Below are 14996 nucleotides of genomic sequence, written 5' to 3'. Positions count from 1 at the left end.
TTTCAAGGAGAGAAGCAATGACCTATGGACAGGCGTATTTGAGCGGCTGGAAAGAGACCTTTAATTTTAGTGGCCGCGCCAGCCGGCAGCAGTTCTGGACGTTTTTTCTCATCAATGTATTGATCGCCGCCGCGCCTGTGGCCGCCTGGAGTCTGGCCACCCTTGTTGACCCTCACTACGGGCTCCTCAGTTTTGTTGTCATACCCTTTGCGGCGCTGTGGCTGCTGTTGATGGCGCTCCCCCTGCTGGCTGTAGGCTGCCGGCGAATGCATGATATCGGCCGCTCCGGGATCTGGTTTGTGTTGGGAGTTATCATTCCGTGGTTTGCAATTATTTCGCTGGCTCTGTGCTGCCTGCGTTCAGCGCCGGCACCGTCTCGCTGAGATAATCAATCATCGCCCGCATCCTGGCGGGCATATGTTTATCTCCCGCCCACAGCAGCCACAGGTCGCCGGAGTAGCTGCTGATAAATTCCCACTCGGGCAGCACCTGCACGATGTCGCCGTTCGCCAGCGCCTCACGGGCGGTGAACAGCGGCAGGCTGCCGATCCCTAAATGCTGTCTGACCGCGTCGAGGCGTACGGCGGTATGGTTGGCGGCGTACCGCCCGTAGGTTTGCACCGTTTCTGTTTTGCCTTCCCGGCGGAACTTCCAGCGCGCATCGGCGGGCGTTTCGCCAAGGCTAATGCAGCTATGCGCGCGCAGATCCTGCGGCGTGTACGGCGTACCATGCTGCTGTAAATAGGCCTCAGTGGCGCAGATAACGTGCCTGATTGGCATCAGCGGTTTGCCGTGCAGGCCGGGGGAGGGGGTATCGGTGATGCGTAGCGCCAGATCAATACCGTCATCGATAAAATCGAGAGGGCGATCTTCCAGCCGCAGGCAGACGTCCACCTGCGGGTAGCGGTGGAAAAACGCCATCATCAGCGGGTGGATCACAAAGCGGCCGACGGCTTTCGGGACGCTGAGCGTCAGCTTTCCCTGGGCGACCGTTTGGCGACTGCCTGCGGAATCCATTGCCTGTCGCGCCGCTTCCAGCATCTGCTGGGCATGCTGATATATCGTTTCCCCGGCATCGCTAAGACGCAGCTTGCGGGTGGTACGCTGCAGCAGTTTGCAGCCCATCTCTCGCTCCAGCCGTGACACGCTGCGGCTAACGGCTGAAGGGGTAATGCCGTTCTGGCGGGCGACGGCGGAGAAGCTGCCCTGGTCGACTATCTGAACGAAAAGAGCGAGGTCGGGCAGGAGGTTCAGATTCATTTGTGCTCCCGGAGCAAGAGTGCATTGGCTGGTGGTGGGATTATCGCTGTCGGCATTAATAATATACTGGCCGGACAGAGAGGAGAATCACTATGACTGAACGGGTTTATTACACCAGCGATGCTACCGACGGGCGCGCCCAGATCATCGCCTGCACTGCAGAAGCGGATGGCCGTTACGCCATCGAACTGGATCGGACGCTGTTTCACCCGCAAGGGGGCGGTCAACCGGCGGACCGTGGATGGATTGCCGGGCAGGTGGTTGAGACGGTGGCTGTGCGCGGCGAAAGGGTGCTGCATATTCTGTCGCAACCCCTTCCCCTCGGTGAAGTGGAGATGAAAATTGATGCCTCCGCGAGACAGCTGCATGCTCGTCTGCATTCTGTCGGCCACCTGCTTGGCCTGGCGGGCGAACAGCTTGGCTGGCAACCGGTGAAAGCGCACCACTGGCCCGGCGAAGGGCGGATAACCTTTACCAGCAGGAATAGCGCCGCGCTGCCGGACGCCAGTGCGCTACTGGCGTTAGTAAAGGCATGGCAGGCGCAGGACTTACCGCGTCAGGTGACGTTCGCTGATGGCATGCGCAAGGTGGGATTCGGCGAGCTGCCAGCCTATCCCTGCGGAGGCACCCACGTCGCCCGTCTGGCGGAGCTGGGCGACATTGTCATTAGTCAGATTAAGATGAAGAAGGGGCAGCTGGTGGTCAGCTACACCCTGGCGTAAGGCTTTCTGCTCTACCGGAAGTATAATGTTTCCATAGCATTTCAATGCTGGTCGGTCGAGTTTGCCAGATTTAGTGCATCTTATTTCTTGAAACCAACTGATGACGAAAACGTCGATTATCGTCTCAGAGAGAGCACCCGCAAAGCCCGCATTTCAGCACAATCGTATAGTTTTTACTGATATCGTCCGCCGTTTGTCATAAATTTCTAATTATCGGCGTTTTTGAGTAGCGGCCCGCTGACGGGCTGGTTACTCTGAAAACAATTTACGTAATGTTAACAAAAGAGAATAGCTATGCATGATGCACAAATCCGCGTGGCCATCGCCGGCGCGGGCGGCCGGATGGGACGCCAGTTAATTCAGGCTGCATTGCAGATGGAAGGCGTGGCGCTGGGCGCGGCGCTGGAGCGCGAAGGGTCAAGCCTGGTGGGCAGCGACGCCGGCGAGCTGGCGGGCGCCGGCAAAGCGGGCGTCGCGGTGCAGAGCAGCCTGGCGGCGGTAAAAGATGATTTCGACGTGTTGATCGATTTTACCCGCCCGGAAGGCACGCTGAACCATCTGGCGTTTTGCCGCGAGCACGGCAAAGGGATGGTCATCGGCACCACCGGTTTTGACGACGCTGGCAAACAGGCGATTCGCGATGCCGCGCAGGACATTGCCATTGTCTTCGCCGCTAACTTTAGCGTTGGCGTCAACGTCCTGTTGAAGCTGCTGGAGAAGGCGGCGAAGGTGATGGGCGACTATACCGACATCGAAATTATCGAAGCGCACCACCGGCATAAAGTGGATGCGCCGTCAGGCACCGCGCTGGCGATGGGCGAAGCGATCGCCGGGGCATTGAACAAAGATCTTAAGGACTGCGCGGTCTACAGTCGTGAAGGCTACACTGGCGAACGCGTCCCGGGCACCATCGGCTTCGCGACCGTTCGCGCGGGGGATATCGTCGGGGAGCATACGGCAATGTTTGCTGACATCGGTGAGCGTATTGAAATCACCCATAAAGCGTCCAGCCGCATGACCTTTGCAAATGGCGCCGTTCGTTCAGCATTATGGCTGAAAGACAAGAAAAATGGCCTGTTTGATATGCGTGATGTGCTGGATCTGAATAGTTTATAACGATTATTACCCATCGTGATGTGGTTATTGCTATCAATAAGTTATTGATGCAGAGGGCAATATTTTGTTGCCCTTTTTTATTTTTGCGTATTATGGCGTATGTTTTAAGTGTGATGCGTAAAAAATACAGTATTAGCGTGTTTTTTAGTGAATGAAATGTAAATTTTGACCATCTGGTCCACTTTTTTGTCGATCATCGCTCTGTTTTACACTCTTCCACATCCGCAAGCGTTTTCTCAGCCAGGTTTGTTGATCTTTTTGGCGTAAAAATCATGTGTTACGCACCAGTGGCGTAAAATGACATTAAAAATCTCCGCTTTAAGTTGACTTTTATCCGACATCTCTCCAGAATGCCGCCGTTTGCCAAAAATCTGCGGGCAACAGATTTGCATTGATTCAGATCGTGTTTATGAATTAATATGCAAATAAAGTGAGTGGATATTCTCTGGAGGATGTTTTGATTAAGTCAGCGCTATTGGTTCTGGAAGACGGAACCCAGTTTCACGGTCGGGCCATCGGGGCAACCGGCACGGCGGTTGGGGAAGTCGTTTTCAATACTTCAATGACCGGTTATCAAGAAATCCTCACTGATCCTTCCTATTCCCGCCAAATCGTCACTCTTACTTATCCTCATATTGGTAATGTCGGCACCAACGCCGCCGATGAAGAATCTTCTCAGGTACATGCGCAGGGGCTGGTTATTCGCGACCTGCCGCTGATTGCCAGCAACTTCCGCAGTACTGAAGACCTCTCTTCTTATCTGAAGCGCCATAACATCGTGGCGATTGCCGATATCGATACCCGCAAGCTGACGCGTCTGCTGCGTGAGAAAGGGGCGCAGAACGGCTGCATCATCGCGGGCGACAGCCCGGATGCCCAGCTGGCGCTGGAAAAAGCGAAAGCGTTCCCGGGCCTGAACGGCATGGACTTGGCGAAGGAAGTGACCACCGCAGAAACCTATAGCTGGACGCAAGGCAGCTGGACCCTGGCGGGCGACCTGCCGGAAGCGAAAGCGGAAAGCGAGCTGCCGTTCCACGTTGTGGCATATGACTTCGGCGCGAAACGCAACATCCTGCGCATGCTGGTTGACCGCGGCTGCCGCCTGACGGTGGTGCCGGCGAAGACCTCCGCCGCGGACGTGCTGGCGCTCAATCCGGACGGTATCTTCCTCTCCAACGGCCCTGGCGACCCGGCGCCGTGCGATTACGCTATCGAGGCGATTGAAAAATTCCTTGAGACCGATATTCCGGTATTCGGCATCTGCCTTGGCCATCAGCTACTGGCGCTGGCGAGCGGTGCCAAGACCATTAAGATGAAGTTCGGCCACCACGGCGGCAACCACCCGGTGAAAGATATTGATAACAACGTGGTGATGATCACTGCCCAGAACCACGGTTTCGCCGTAGATGAGGCGACGCTGCCGGCCAACCTGCGCGTGACCCATAAGTCGCTGTTCGACGGCACCCTGCAGGGGATCCATCGTACCGACAAACCGGCGTTCAGCTTCCAGGGGCACCCTGAAGCGAGCCCGGGGCCGCACGATGCCGCGCCGCTGTTCGACCACTTTATCGAGTTAATTGAGCTCTACCGTCAGTCCGCGAAATAATCAGGAGTAAAAGAGCAATGCCAAAACGTACAGACATAAAAAGTATCCTGATTCTGGGCGCGGGCCCGATTGTTATCGGTCAGGCGTGTGAGTTTGACTACTCCGGCGCCCAGGCCTGTAAAGCGCTGCGCGAAGAGGGCTACCGCGTTATCCTGGTGAACTCTAACCCGGCGACCATCATGACCGACCCGGAAATGGCCGATGCCACCTACATCGAGCCGATTCACTGGGAAGTGGTGCGTAAAATCATCGAAAAAGAGCGCCCGGATGCGGTGCTGCCGACCATGGGCGGCCAGACGGCGCTGAACTGCGCGCTCGAGCTGGAGCGTCAGGGGGTCCTGGCTGAATTCGGCGTGACCATGATTGGTGCCACCGCCGATGCGATTGATAAAGCCGAAGACCGTCGCCGTTTCGATATCGCAATGAAAAAAATCGGCCTCGACACCGCGCGCTCTGGTATCGCCCACACGATGGAAGAGGCGCTGGCGGTTGCCGCCGACGTTGGTTTCCCGTGCATCATCCGTCCGTCTTTCACCATGGGCGGCACCGGCGGCGGTATCGCCTATAACCGCGAAGAGTTCGAAGAAATTTGCGAACGCGGCCTGGATCTCTCTCCGACCAACGAACTGCTGATCGATGAATCGCTGATCGGCTGGAAAGAGTACGAGATGGAAGTGGTGCGCGATAAGAACGATAACTGCATCATCGTCTGCTCCATCGAAAACTTCGACGCCATGGGGATCCACACCGGTGACTCCATCACCGTTGCCCCGGCGCAGACCCTGACCGACAAAGAGTACCAGATCATGCGTAACGCCTCGATGGCGGTGCTGCGTGAAATCGGCGTCGAAACCGGCGGCTCTAACGTGCAGTTCGCGGTCAACCCGAAAAACGGTCGCCTGATCGTTATCGAAATGAACCCGCGCGTCTCCCGCTCCTCGGCGCTGGCCTCTAAGGCCACCGGCTTCCCGATTGCTAAAGTGGCAGCCAAGCTGGCGGTAGGTTATACCCTTGACGAGCTGATGAACGACATCACCGGCGGCCGCACCCCGGCTTCCTTTGAACCGTCCATTGACTACGTGGTCACTAAAATCCCACGCTTTAACTTCGAAAAATTCGCCGGCGCCAACGACCGTCTGACCACCCAGATGAAGTCTGTCGGCGAAGTGATGGCGATTGGCCGTACCCAGCAGGAATCCTTGCAGAAAGCGCTGCGCGGTCTGGAAGTGGGCGCTACCGGCTTCGACCCGAAAGTGAGCCTCGACGACCCGGAAGCGCTGACCAAAATCCGCCGCGAGCTGAAAGATGCCGGCGCTGAGCGTATCTGGTATATCGCTGACGCGTTCCGCGCGGGCCTCTCGGTTGACGGCGTCTTCAACCTGACCAACATCGACCGCTGGTTCCTGGTACAGATTGAAGAGCTGGTCCGTCTGGAAGAGAAAGTGGCGGAAGTGGGCATCAACGGCCTCGACGCTGACTTCCTGCGCACCCTGAAGCGTAAAGGCTTTGCCGATGCGCGTCTGGCGAAGCTGGCGGGCGTGCGGGAAGCGGAAATCCGCAAGCTGCGCGACCAGTATGACCTGCACCCGGTCTACAAGCGCGTGGACACCTGCGCTGCGGAATTTGCTACCGATACCGCCTACATGTACTCCACTTATGAAGAAGAGTGTGAGTCCAACCCGTCCGTTGACCGCGATAAAATCATGGTCCTCGGCGGCGGCCCGAACCGTATCGGTCAGGGTATCGAATTCGACTACTGCTGCGTACACGCCTCGCTGGCGCTGCGCGAGGACGGTTACGAGACCATCATGGTCAACTGTAACCCGGAAACCGTCTCTACCGACTACGACACCTCCGACCGTCTGTATTTTGAGCCGGTGACCCTGGAAGACGTGCTGGAAATCGTGCGCATCGAGAAGCCAAAAGGCGTTATCGTTCAGTACGGCGGCCAGACCCCGCTGAAGCTGGCTCGTGCCCTGGAAGCTGCCGGCGTGCCGGTTATCGGTACCAGTCCGGACGCTATCGACCGGGCGGAAGACCGTGAGCGCTTCCAGCACGCGGTTGACCGTCTGAAGCTGAAGCAGCCGGCGAACGCCACCGTCACCGCCATTGAGCAGGCGGTAGAGAAAGCGAAAGAGATTGGCTACCCGCTGGTAGTGCGTCCGTCTTATGTGCTCGGCGGCCGGGCGATGGAGATCGTCTATGACGAGCAGGATCTGCGCCGCTACTTCCAGACCGCGGTCAGCGTCTCCAACGACGCGCCGGTGCTGCTGGATCGCTTCCTCGACGATGCGATTGAAGTGGATGTCGATGCCATCTGCGATGGCGAAATGGTGCTGATTGGCGGCATCATGGAGCATATCGAGCAGGCAGGCGTCCACTCCGGCGACTCCGCCTGTTCCCTGCCAGCCTACACCCTGAGCAAAGAGATTCAGGATGTGATGCGCGAGCAGGTGCAGAAGCTGGCCTTCGAGTTGCAGGTTCGTGGCCTGATGAACGTTCAGTTCGCGGTGAAAGATAACGAAGTTTATCTGATTGAGGTCAACCCGCGTGCGGCGCGTACCGTACCGTTCGTCTCCAAAGCCACCGGCGTACCGCTGGCGAAAGTGGCGGCGCGCGTGATGGCCGGTAAGACACTGGCGCAGCAGGGCGTGACCAAAGAGATCATCCCGCCTTACTACTCGGTGAAAGAGGTGGTCCTGCCGTTCAATAAATTCCCGGGCGTTGACCCGCTGTTAGGGCCAGAAATGCGCTCCACCGGGGAAGTGATGGGCGTCGGCCGCACCTTTGCTGAAGCGTTCGCCAAAGCGCAGCTGGGCAGCAACTCGACCATGAAGAAACAGGGTCGCGCGCTGCTCTCCGTCCGCGAAGGCGATAAAGAGCGCGTGGTTGACCTGGCGGCGAAGCTGCTGAAGTTTGGCTTCGAGCTGGATGCGACTCACGGTACGGCGATTGTGCTGGGTGAAGCGGGCATTAACCCGCGTCTGGTGAACAAGGTGCATGAAGGTCGTCCGCACATTCAGGACCGCATCAAGAATGGCGAATATACCTACATCATCAACACCACCGCAGGTCGCCAGGCGATTGAAGACTCCAAGCTGATTCGCCGCAGCGCGCTGCAGTACAAAGTGCATTACGACACCACCCTGAACGGCGGCTTTGCCACCGCGATGGCGCTGAACGCTGACGCCACCGAGAAGGTGATTTCGGTGCAGGAAATGCACGCGCAAATCACTAAATAAGCTTCCCGGCCAGGCCGGATAGCAACAATCCTGGGCTGACGACATCGTCAGCCTATTTTTTTTGGCCGCAGCCATCTTCAGAGAGTTCTGCTTTTAACCCCCTGTCGGGTCAGGCTAACTATAGTTAGCACCATAACGATACCTATTGATGAAAAGACAGGAGGATACAATGCGGAACAATATTCTGGTGGCATCCGCACTGGCAGCGACGGCAATCATGTTCGTGGCCGGCTGCTCATCGAATCAGTCGATCAAAACCACCGACGGCAAGACCATTGTCACCAGCGGCAAACCGCAGGTGGATGATGACACCGGCCTTGTCTCATACAAAAATGCCGAAACCGGCCGCGTGGAGCAGATTAACCGCGACCAGGTGAAGTCCATGGACGAGCTGGATAACTAAGGCCTGACGTTAACCCTCAGGGCGCGCGTTGCGTAAGCCCTCGCGACATAAATCACAGTTATCATTGTAAGCGGTTCGCTTAACTGTCTACACTCTTGCTGATTACGACAAGAGCAAACGCAGGCCAATCAATGATTCTGATAATTTATGCGCATCCTTATCCGCAGCATTCTCATGCGAATAAGCGAATGCTTGAACAGGCAGGGACGCTTGAAGGCGTAGAGATACGCTCCCTCTATCAACTCTATCCCGACTTTAATATCGATGTCGCCGCCGAGCAGGCGGCGCTGGCCCGTGCCGATCTGGTTATCTGGCAGCATCCTATGCAGTGGTATAGCGTACCGCCGCTGCTCAAGCTGTGGATGGACAAGGTGCTGTCGCACGGCTGGGCCTATGGTCACAACGGTATTGCCCTGCGCGGTAAATCGCTGATGTGGGCGGTGACCACCGGCGGCGGTGAAAGCCACTTCGACATCGGCTCATTCCCCGGTTTTCCGGTGCTGGCGCAGCCGTTGCAGGCAACCGCGCTTTACTGCGGAATGAAATGGCTGCCGCCGTTCGCTATGCACTGCACCTTTATCTGCGATGATGAAACGCTGCAGGCGCAGGCCCGCCGCTATCGTCAACGCTTAATCGACTGGCAGGAGGCACACCAGAATGGATAGCCATACGCTGATACAGGCGTTGATTTACCTCGGCGCCGCGGCGCTGATTGTGCCCATCGCCGTCCGTCTGGGGCTGGGGTCAGTGCTGGGCTATCTCATCGCCGGCTGTATTATCGGCCCGTGGGCGCTGCGGCTGGTGACCGATGCCGAGGCGATTCTGCACTTTGCCGAGATTGGCGTGGTGCTGATGTTGTTCGTCATTGGTCTGGAGCTCGATCCGCAGCGCTTATGGAAGCTGCGCGCCTCGGTGTTTGGCGGCGGCGCACTACAGATGGTGGCCTGCGGGGTGTTGATCGGCCTGTTCTGCATGCTGCTGGGCCTGCGCTGGCAGGTGGCCGAGCTGATTGGTATGACTCTGGCGCTTTCCTCAACCGCGATCGCTATGCAGGCGATGAATGAGCGCAATCTGACGGTGTCGCAGATGGGGCGCAGCGCCTTTGCGGTGCTGCTGTTCCAGGATATCGCCGCGATCCCGCTGGTGGCGATGATCCCGCTGCTGGCGGCCAGCGGCGGCGCCACTTCGCTGATGGCTTTTGCCCTCTCCGCGCTGAAAGTGGCCGCAGCGCTGGCGCTGGTGGTGGTCCTTGGGCGCTATCTGACCCGGCCGCTGCTGCGCTTTGTCGCCCGTTCCGGCCTGCGCGAAGTGTTCAGCGCCGTGGCCCTGTTCCTGGTCTTCGGCTTTGGCTTATTGCTGGAAGAGGTGGGGCTGTCGATGGCGATGGGGGCGTTTCTCGCCGGGGTGCTGCTGGCCAGTTCCGAATATCGTCATGCGCTGGAGAGTGATATTGAGCCGTTTAAAGGACTGCTGTTGGGGCTGTTCTTTATCGGCGTCGGCATGTCGATTGATTTCGGCACCCTGGTCACCCATCCGCTGCGTATTGTGATTTTGCTGGTCGGTTTCCTGGCGATAAAAATGCTGATGCTGTGGCTTATCGCCAGGCCGCTTGGCGTACCGCGCGCCCAGCGCCGCTGGTTTGCGGTGCTGCTGGGGCAGGGGAGTGAGTTCGCGTTTGTGGTGTTTGGCGCCGCGCGGATGGCGGATGTACTGGACGGCGAATGGGCAAAAGCGTTGACCCTGGCGGTGGCCCTGTCGATGGCGGCAACCCCCATTCTGCTGGTGCTGCTGACCCGTCTGGAGAAATCGTCCAGCGGCCAGGCGCGTGATGCTGACGAGATTGATGAAGAGCAGCCGCGGGTGATTGTCGCCGGCTTTGGCCGCTTCGGGCAGATTGCCGGGCGATTGCTGCTCTCGAGCGGGGTGAAGATGGTGATCCTCGATCATGACCCGGACCATGTCGATACCCTGCGCAAATTTGATATGAAGGTTTTCTACGGCGATGCCACCCGGGTCGATCTGCTGGAGTCGGCCGGGGCCGAAAAGGCGGAAGTGCTGATCAATGCCATTGACGATCCGCACGTCAGCCTGGAGCTGGTGGCGAGGGTAAAAGAGCATTTTCCGCATCTGCAGATCATCTCCCGCGCCCGCGATGTCGATCATTACATTCAGCTGCGCCAGGCTGGCGTCGAGGCCCCGGAGCGTGAAACCTTCGAGGCGGCGCTGAAGTCCGGCCGAATGACGCTGGAGGCGCTGGGGCTCGGCGCCTATGAAGCGCGCGAGCGGGCCGATCTGTTTCGACGATTCAACCTGCAGATGGTCGAAGAGATGGTGGCGATGGCGGAAAACGATGCCGCGTCGCGGGTGGCGGTCTTCAAGCGGACCAGCGATATGCTGACCGGCATCATCAACGAAGATCGTCATCATCTGTCGCTGGTGCAGCGTCATGGCTGGCAGGGTACGGAAGAGGGCAGGCACACCGGGGATATCGCCGATGAGCCGGAAAATAAGCCCTCAGCCTGAGGCTGACCAGTAACATTTTGTTTTCGTTTGGATCCTCTTCTGGCGGCCCACGGTGTGAACGTGGGCTTGCCAGCAAATCAGAAAATTTTCTTATTCTTTACCCTCCGGCCAGTCGACGAAGTTGTACGCTTTCCGTATAGTGGCGACAATTTTTTGCACTCGGGAATGAATGAATGATCAGTCTGATTGCGGCGTTAGCGGTAGATCGCGTCATTGGTATGGAAAACGCCATGCCATGGAACCTGCCTGCCGATCTCGCCTGGTTCAAACGCAACACGTTAAATAAGCCGGTGGTGATGGGGCGTCTGACCTGGGAATCCATTGGGCGCCCATTGCCGGGGCGTAAAAATATCGTGATCAGCAGCAAACCCGGCAGCGACGATCGCGTGCAGTGGGTCTCCTCCGTAGAAGAAGCAATTGCCGCCTGCGGCGATGTGGAAGAGATTATGGTGATCGGCGGCGGCCGGGTGTATGAGCAGTTCCTGCCGAAAGCGCAGAAGCTCTACTTGACCCATATTGATGCGGAAGTGGAAGGCGATACCCATTTCCCGGATTACGATCCGGACGAATGGGAGTCGGTGTTCAGCGAGTTTCATGACGCCGACGCGCAGAACTCCCATAGCTACTGCTTTGAGATCCTCGAACGCCGTTAAGCGGGCAGGATAGCGATAAAAAAACCCCGGTCGCGTCTGGCGTGACCGGGGTTTTCTTTTGCATGAATTGCGCGACGATGGCGCACTCAGTATCTTGTCATGTTTCCCGTCGCGGGCTTCGTCTTCTTTCTGAAGCGCTCCCTGGAGCGACAAATAGCACATAAACGTAGGTCGGGTAAGGCGTTAGCCGTCACCCGACACAAAAGTGGCTCCGCGCCCGTAGTTCTTGCCCGTCGGCGCTGCGCTTGCGCGAGCCTACGGGACTGCGTCATGTTTCCCGTCGCGGGCTTCGTCTTCTTTCTGAAGCACTCCCCGGAGCGACAAACAGCACATAAACGTAGGTCGGGTAAGGCGTAAGCCGCCACCCGACAAAACGACGCCGCAGGTAGCCCGGATAAGGCGCAACGCGCCGCTATCCGGGAAGAGTCAGGACGCGACGGCTTCGCCTTCGTCGAGGCTTTTCTGCCGGTTTGACGGCTGGGTGAAGTACTGCTTATCTTCCCAGCGCAGGCAGGTGAGTTCCCCGCCCCAGCAGCAGCCGGTATCCAGGGCGTAAATCCCCTCCGGCGTGCCGCGTCCCTCCAGCGAAGCCCAGTGGCCAAAGGCAATGCTGTAGGCATTGCTGACCGGGCCGGGAATGGCAAACCACGGCTTCAGCGGCGCCGGGGCGTCCTCGGGCGCTTCCTTCGAATACATATCCAGCTGGCCGTTCGGGAAACAGTAGCGCATGCGGGTAAAGGCGTTAGAGATAAAGCGCAGGCGCGCCAGGCCGCTCAGCTCGTTGCTCCAGTGGTTCGGCATGTCGCCGTACATGGCATCGAGGAAGAAAGGATAGGAGTCGCTGGAGAGCACTGCTTCAACATCGCGCGCGCACTGCTGGGCGGTCTCCAGATCCCACTGCGGCGTAATGCCGGCATGGGCCATCACCAGCTTTTTCTCTTCATCCACCTGCAGCAGCGGCTGGCGACGCAGCCAGTTGAGCAGCTCATCGGCATCCGGCGCTTCCAGCAGTGATTTCAGACGATCCTTTGGCTTGTTGCGGCTGATACCGGCAAAGACCGCCAGCAGGTGTAAGTCATGGTTGCCCAGCACCAGTCGTACGCTGTCGCCCAGAGATTTGACATAGCGCAGGACCTCCAGCGATCCCGGGCCTCGGGCCACCAGATCGCCGGTCAGCCACAGCGTATCTCTCCGCGGATCGAATTCAACCTGCGCTAATAATGCGATCAGTTCATCGTAGCAACCGTGAACGTCGCCAATAAGGTATGTTGACATTGTTTTAATGAATGAGCGTTGGAACTGCGAGACGGAAAACAGGGATCTCAATACGGAACGGCGCGCCGTCGATATCGATCATCTCATAATGACCCTGCATGGTTCCCAGCGGCGTTTCAATCACTGCGCCGCTGGTATATTGATATTCACCGCCGGCGGGAATATGCGGTTGCTCGCCGACCACCCCTTCACCCTGAACTTCAGTCTCACGACCGTGGCCGTTAGTGATGAGCCAGTAGCGGCCAAGCAGCTGAACCTGACTCCGCCCCAGGTTGCGAATGGTGACGGTGTAAGCGAAGACGTAGCGCTCTTCTTCCGGGGAAGACTGCGATTCGATATAGACGCTCTGTACCTGGACACACACCCGGGGCGAATGAATCATGGTTAGCTCTCCTTCGTTGGCAGATTGTCAGACAGCCAGTTGGCCATCAGGCAGTACTGCGCCACGGAAATATTTTCGGCGCGCATGGCCGGGTCGATGCCCAGCTCGGTCAGCACTTCCACGCTGAACAGATTGCCGAGACTGTTGCGGATAGTCTTGCGGCGCTGGTTGAACGCTTCGGTGGTGATGCGGCTCAGCACCCGGATCTCTTTGACCGGATACGGCATGGTGCTGTGCGGCACCAGGCGTACCACCGCGGAGTCGACCTTAGGCGGCGGGGTAAACGCGCTCGGCGGCACTTCGAGTACCGGGATCACCTGGCAATAATATTGCGCCATCACGCTTAACCGACCATACGCCTTACTGTTCGGTCCGGCAACCAGACGATTCACTACTTCCTTCTGCAGCATAAAGTGCATATCGGCAATGGCATCAGTATAGCTGAACAGATGGAACATCAGCGGGGTCGAGATATTGTACGGCAGGTTGCCGAAGACGCGCAGCGGCTGGCCCATTTTCTCCGCCAGTTCGCCAAAGTTCATGGTCATCGCATCCTGCTGATAGATGGTCAGCTTTGGACCGAGGAACGGATGCGTCTGTAGGCGAGCCGCCAGATCGCGGTCCAGTTCGATGACGGTCAGCTGGTCAAGGCGTTCGCCGACCGGCTCGGTCAGGGCCGCCAGGCCGGGGCCGATTTCAACCATCGCCTGGCCTTTCTGCGGGTTAATCGCCGAGACGATGCTGTCGATCACAAACTGATCGTTGAGGAAGTTCTGCCCGAAGCGTTTACGGGCTAAATGGCCCTGATGGACTCGATTATTCATTGGGTATTAACAATCATTTTGATGGCGAGATTAAGCGCCGTGATAAAACTGCCGACGTCCGCTTTTCCCTGACCCGCTAATTCCAGTGCGGTGCCGTGGTCGACGGAGGTACGAATAAAAGGTAAACCGAGCGTAATGTTCACGCCGCGGCCAAAGCCCTGGTATTTTAGCACGGGCAGGCCCTGATCGTGGTACATCGCGAGTACCGCATCGGCATGATCAAGATATTTCGGCTGAAAGAGGGTGTCTGCCGGCAGCGGACCGCTGAGGTTCATCCCCTTTGCGCGCATCTCTTCCAGCACCGGAATGATGGTGTCTATCTCTTCTGTTCCCATATGGCCGCCTTCGCCAGCGTGCGGGTTAAGCCCGCAAACCAGCACATGCGGCTGGGCAATGCCAAATTTCGTGCGCAGGTCGTGATCGAGAATGGTGATGATCTCGCGCAGTAGCTCGGGGGTAATCGCTTCGCTGATGGCTTTCAACGGCAGATGGGTGGTGACCAGCGCCACCCGCAGCTCCTCGGTCGCCAACATCATCACCACTTTGCTGGCCTTCGCGCGCTCTTCAAAGAACTCGGTATGACCGGTAAAGGCGATACCGGCGTCGTTGATGTTGCCTTTATGCACCGGGCCGGTCACTAACGCCGCAAACTCGCCGCTAAGGCAACCGTCGCAGGCGCGCGCCAGCGTCTCCACTACGTAGGCGCCGTTTTGCACATTCAGCACGCCGGGCTCCGCCGGGACGTTTAGCGGCACGTTCAGCAGCGTCAGGGTACCGGTGCGCTGAGGAACAGGAGGTTGCGCGGGATCGTAAGGGAGGAGAGATAAAGGAAGACCGAGCCGCTTGGCTCGGTCAGTTAACAGGGCGCCATCGGCGCAAATCACCAGCTCAACTGGCCAGTCGCGCTGGGCAAGCTGCACGACCAGGTCAGGGCCAATCCCGGCGGGTTCGCCGGGAGTGATAACAACTTTACGGGTTTCAGGCATCGAT

14 protein-coding genes are annotated in these 14996 nt (G+C 58.0%); 9 read left to right on the top strand and 5 right to left on the bottom strand.

Annotated features, from left to right (window positions below; all coding sequences use genetic code 11):
* Window positions 1–17 precede the first annotated feature (17 nt).
* Window positions 18–383, top strand: coding sequence for a DUF805 domain-containing protein (locus LPQ25_RS21885; RefSeq protein ID WP_012737384.1), 366 nt, complete (start codon window positions 18–20; stop codon window positions 381–383).
* On the opposite strand, the gene LPQ25_RS21880 is transcribed toward LPQ25_RS21885, so the two are convergent.
* Window positions 331–1260 (bottom strand): LysR family transcriptional regulator, encoded by a 930-nt coding sequence (locus tag LPQ25_RS21880; RefSeq protein ID WP_004178570.1) that lies wholly within the window; start codon window positions 1258–1260, stop codon window positions 331–333. The genes LPQ25_RS21885 and LPQ25_RS21880 overlap by 53 nt on opposite strands.
* A gap of 92 nt (window positions 1261–1352) precedes the next feature.
* On the opposite strand from LPQ25_RS21880, the gene LPQ25_RS21875 reads away from it, so the two are divergent.
* The 8 genes from LPQ25_RS21875 (at window position 1353) to folA (ending at window position 11525) form a co-directional block, all read left to right on the top strand.
* The gene (locus tag LPQ25_RS21875; RefSeq protein WP_012737385.1) at window positions 1353–1982 is read left to right on the top strand and encodes an alanyl-tRNA editing protein; all 630 of its coding nucleotides are present in this window, start codon (window positions 1353–1355) and stop codon (window positions 1980–1982) included.
* A 294-nt stretch (window positions 1983–2276) separates the two neighbouring features.
* Window positions 2277–3098: a 4-hydroxy-tetrahydrodipicolinate reductase gene (dapB, locus tag LPQ25_RS21870; RefSeq protein WP_004177440.1), complete on the top strand. Its 822-nt coding sequence runs from the start codon at window positions 2277–2279 to the stop codon at window positions 3096–3098.
* 457 nt (window positions 3099–3555) lie between these two features.
* Window positions 3556–4704, top strand: coding sequence for a glutamine-hydrolyzing carbamoyl-phosphate synthase small subunit (gene carA, locus LPQ25_RS21865; RefSeq protein ID WP_004177433.1), 1149 nt, complete (start codon window positions 3556–3558; stop codon window positions 4702–4704).
* Window positions 4705–4721: 17 nt separating this feature from the next.
* Window positions 4722–7946: a carbamoyl-phosphate synthase large subunit gene (carB, locus tag LPQ25_RS21860; RefSeq protein ID WP_002888056.1), complete on the top strand. Its 3225-nt coding sequence runs from the start codon at window positions 4722–4724 to the stop codon at window positions 7944–7946.
* A 169-nt stretch (window positions 7947–8115) separates the two neighbouring features.
* Complete coding sequence (locus LPQ25_RS21855; protein ID WP_002888059.1) at window positions 8116–8349, top strand: YgdI/YgdR family lipoprotein; 234 nt, start codon at window positions 8116–8118, stop codon at window positions 8347–8349.
* Window positions 8350–8480: 131 nt separating this feature from the next.
* A complete protein-coding gene (gene kefF, locus LPQ25_RS21850) occupies window positions 8481–9014 on the top strand; it encodes a glutathione-regulated potassium-efflux system oxidoreductase KefF (RefSeq protein WP_002888068.1) in 534 nt (177 codons plus the stop codon).
* The gene (gene kefC, locus LPQ25_RS21845; RefSeq protein WP_004145992.1) at window positions 9007–10872 is read left to right on the top strand and encodes a glutathione-regulated potassium-efflux system protein KefC; all 1866 of its coding nucleotides are present in this window, start codon (window positions 9007–9009) and stop codon (window positions 10870–10872) included. The genes kefF and kefC overlap by 8 nt, the downstream gene beginning before the upstream one ends.
* A 173-nt stretch (window positions 10873–11045) precedes the next feature.
* Window positions 11046–11525: a type 3 dihydrofolate reductase gene (gene folA, locus LPQ25_RS21840; RefSeq protein ID WP_002888320.1), complete on the top strand. Its 480-nt coding sequence runs from the start codon at window positions 11046–11048 to the stop codon at window positions 11523–11525.
* A gap of 426 nt (window positions 11526–11951) precedes the next feature.
* Here folA and apaH read toward each other — a convergent pair whose 3' ends face one another.
* From apaH to pdxA, 4 genes are read right to left on the bottom strand one after another with little or no spacing between them, the layout of a single operon-like run.
* Entirely contained in the window at window positions 11952–12800 is an 849-nt protein-coding gene (gene apaH / locus LPQ25_RS21835) for a bis(5'-nucleosyl)-tetraphosphatase (symmetrical) ApaH (protein ID WP_004177431.1), read from the bottom strand.
* Between the two features lie 4 nt (window positions 12801–12804).
* A complete protein-coding gene (apaG, locus tag LPQ25_RS21830; protein ID WP_002888323.1) occupies window positions 12805–13182 on the bottom strand; it encodes a Co2+/Mg2+ efflux protein ApaG in 378 nt (125 codons plus the stop codon).
* A 2-nt stretch (window positions 13183–13184) separates the two neighbouring features.
* Window positions 13185–14006 (bottom strand): 16S rRNA (adenine(1518)-N(6)/adenine(1519)-N(6))-dimethyltransferase RsmA, encoded by an 822-nt coding sequence (gene rsmA / locus LPQ25_RS21825; RefSeq protein ID WP_002888324.1) that lies wholly within the window; start codon window positions 14004–14006, stop codon window positions 13185–13187.
* The gene (gene pdxA, locus LPQ25_RS21820; RefSeq protein WP_012737386.1) at window positions 14003–14992 is read right to left on the bottom strand and encodes a 4-hydroxythreonine-4-phosphate dehydrogenase PdxA; all 990 of its coding nucleotides are present in this window, start codon (window positions 14990–14992) and stop codon (window positions 14003–14005) included. The genes rsmA and pdxA overlap by 4 nt, the downstream gene beginning before the upstream one ends.
* Window positions 14993–14996: the final 4 nt, after the last annotated feature.

This window comes from Klebsiella sp. KPN54798 (genome assembly GCF_021184225.1).
Classification (GTDB): Bacteria; Pseudomonadota; Gammaproteobacteria; order Enterobacterales; family Enterobacteriaceae; genus Klebsiella; species Klebsiella pneumoniae.
The sequence above is the reverse complement of the archived record's forward strand: the minus strand, read 5'-3'. Positions and strand labels throughout refer to the sequence as shown.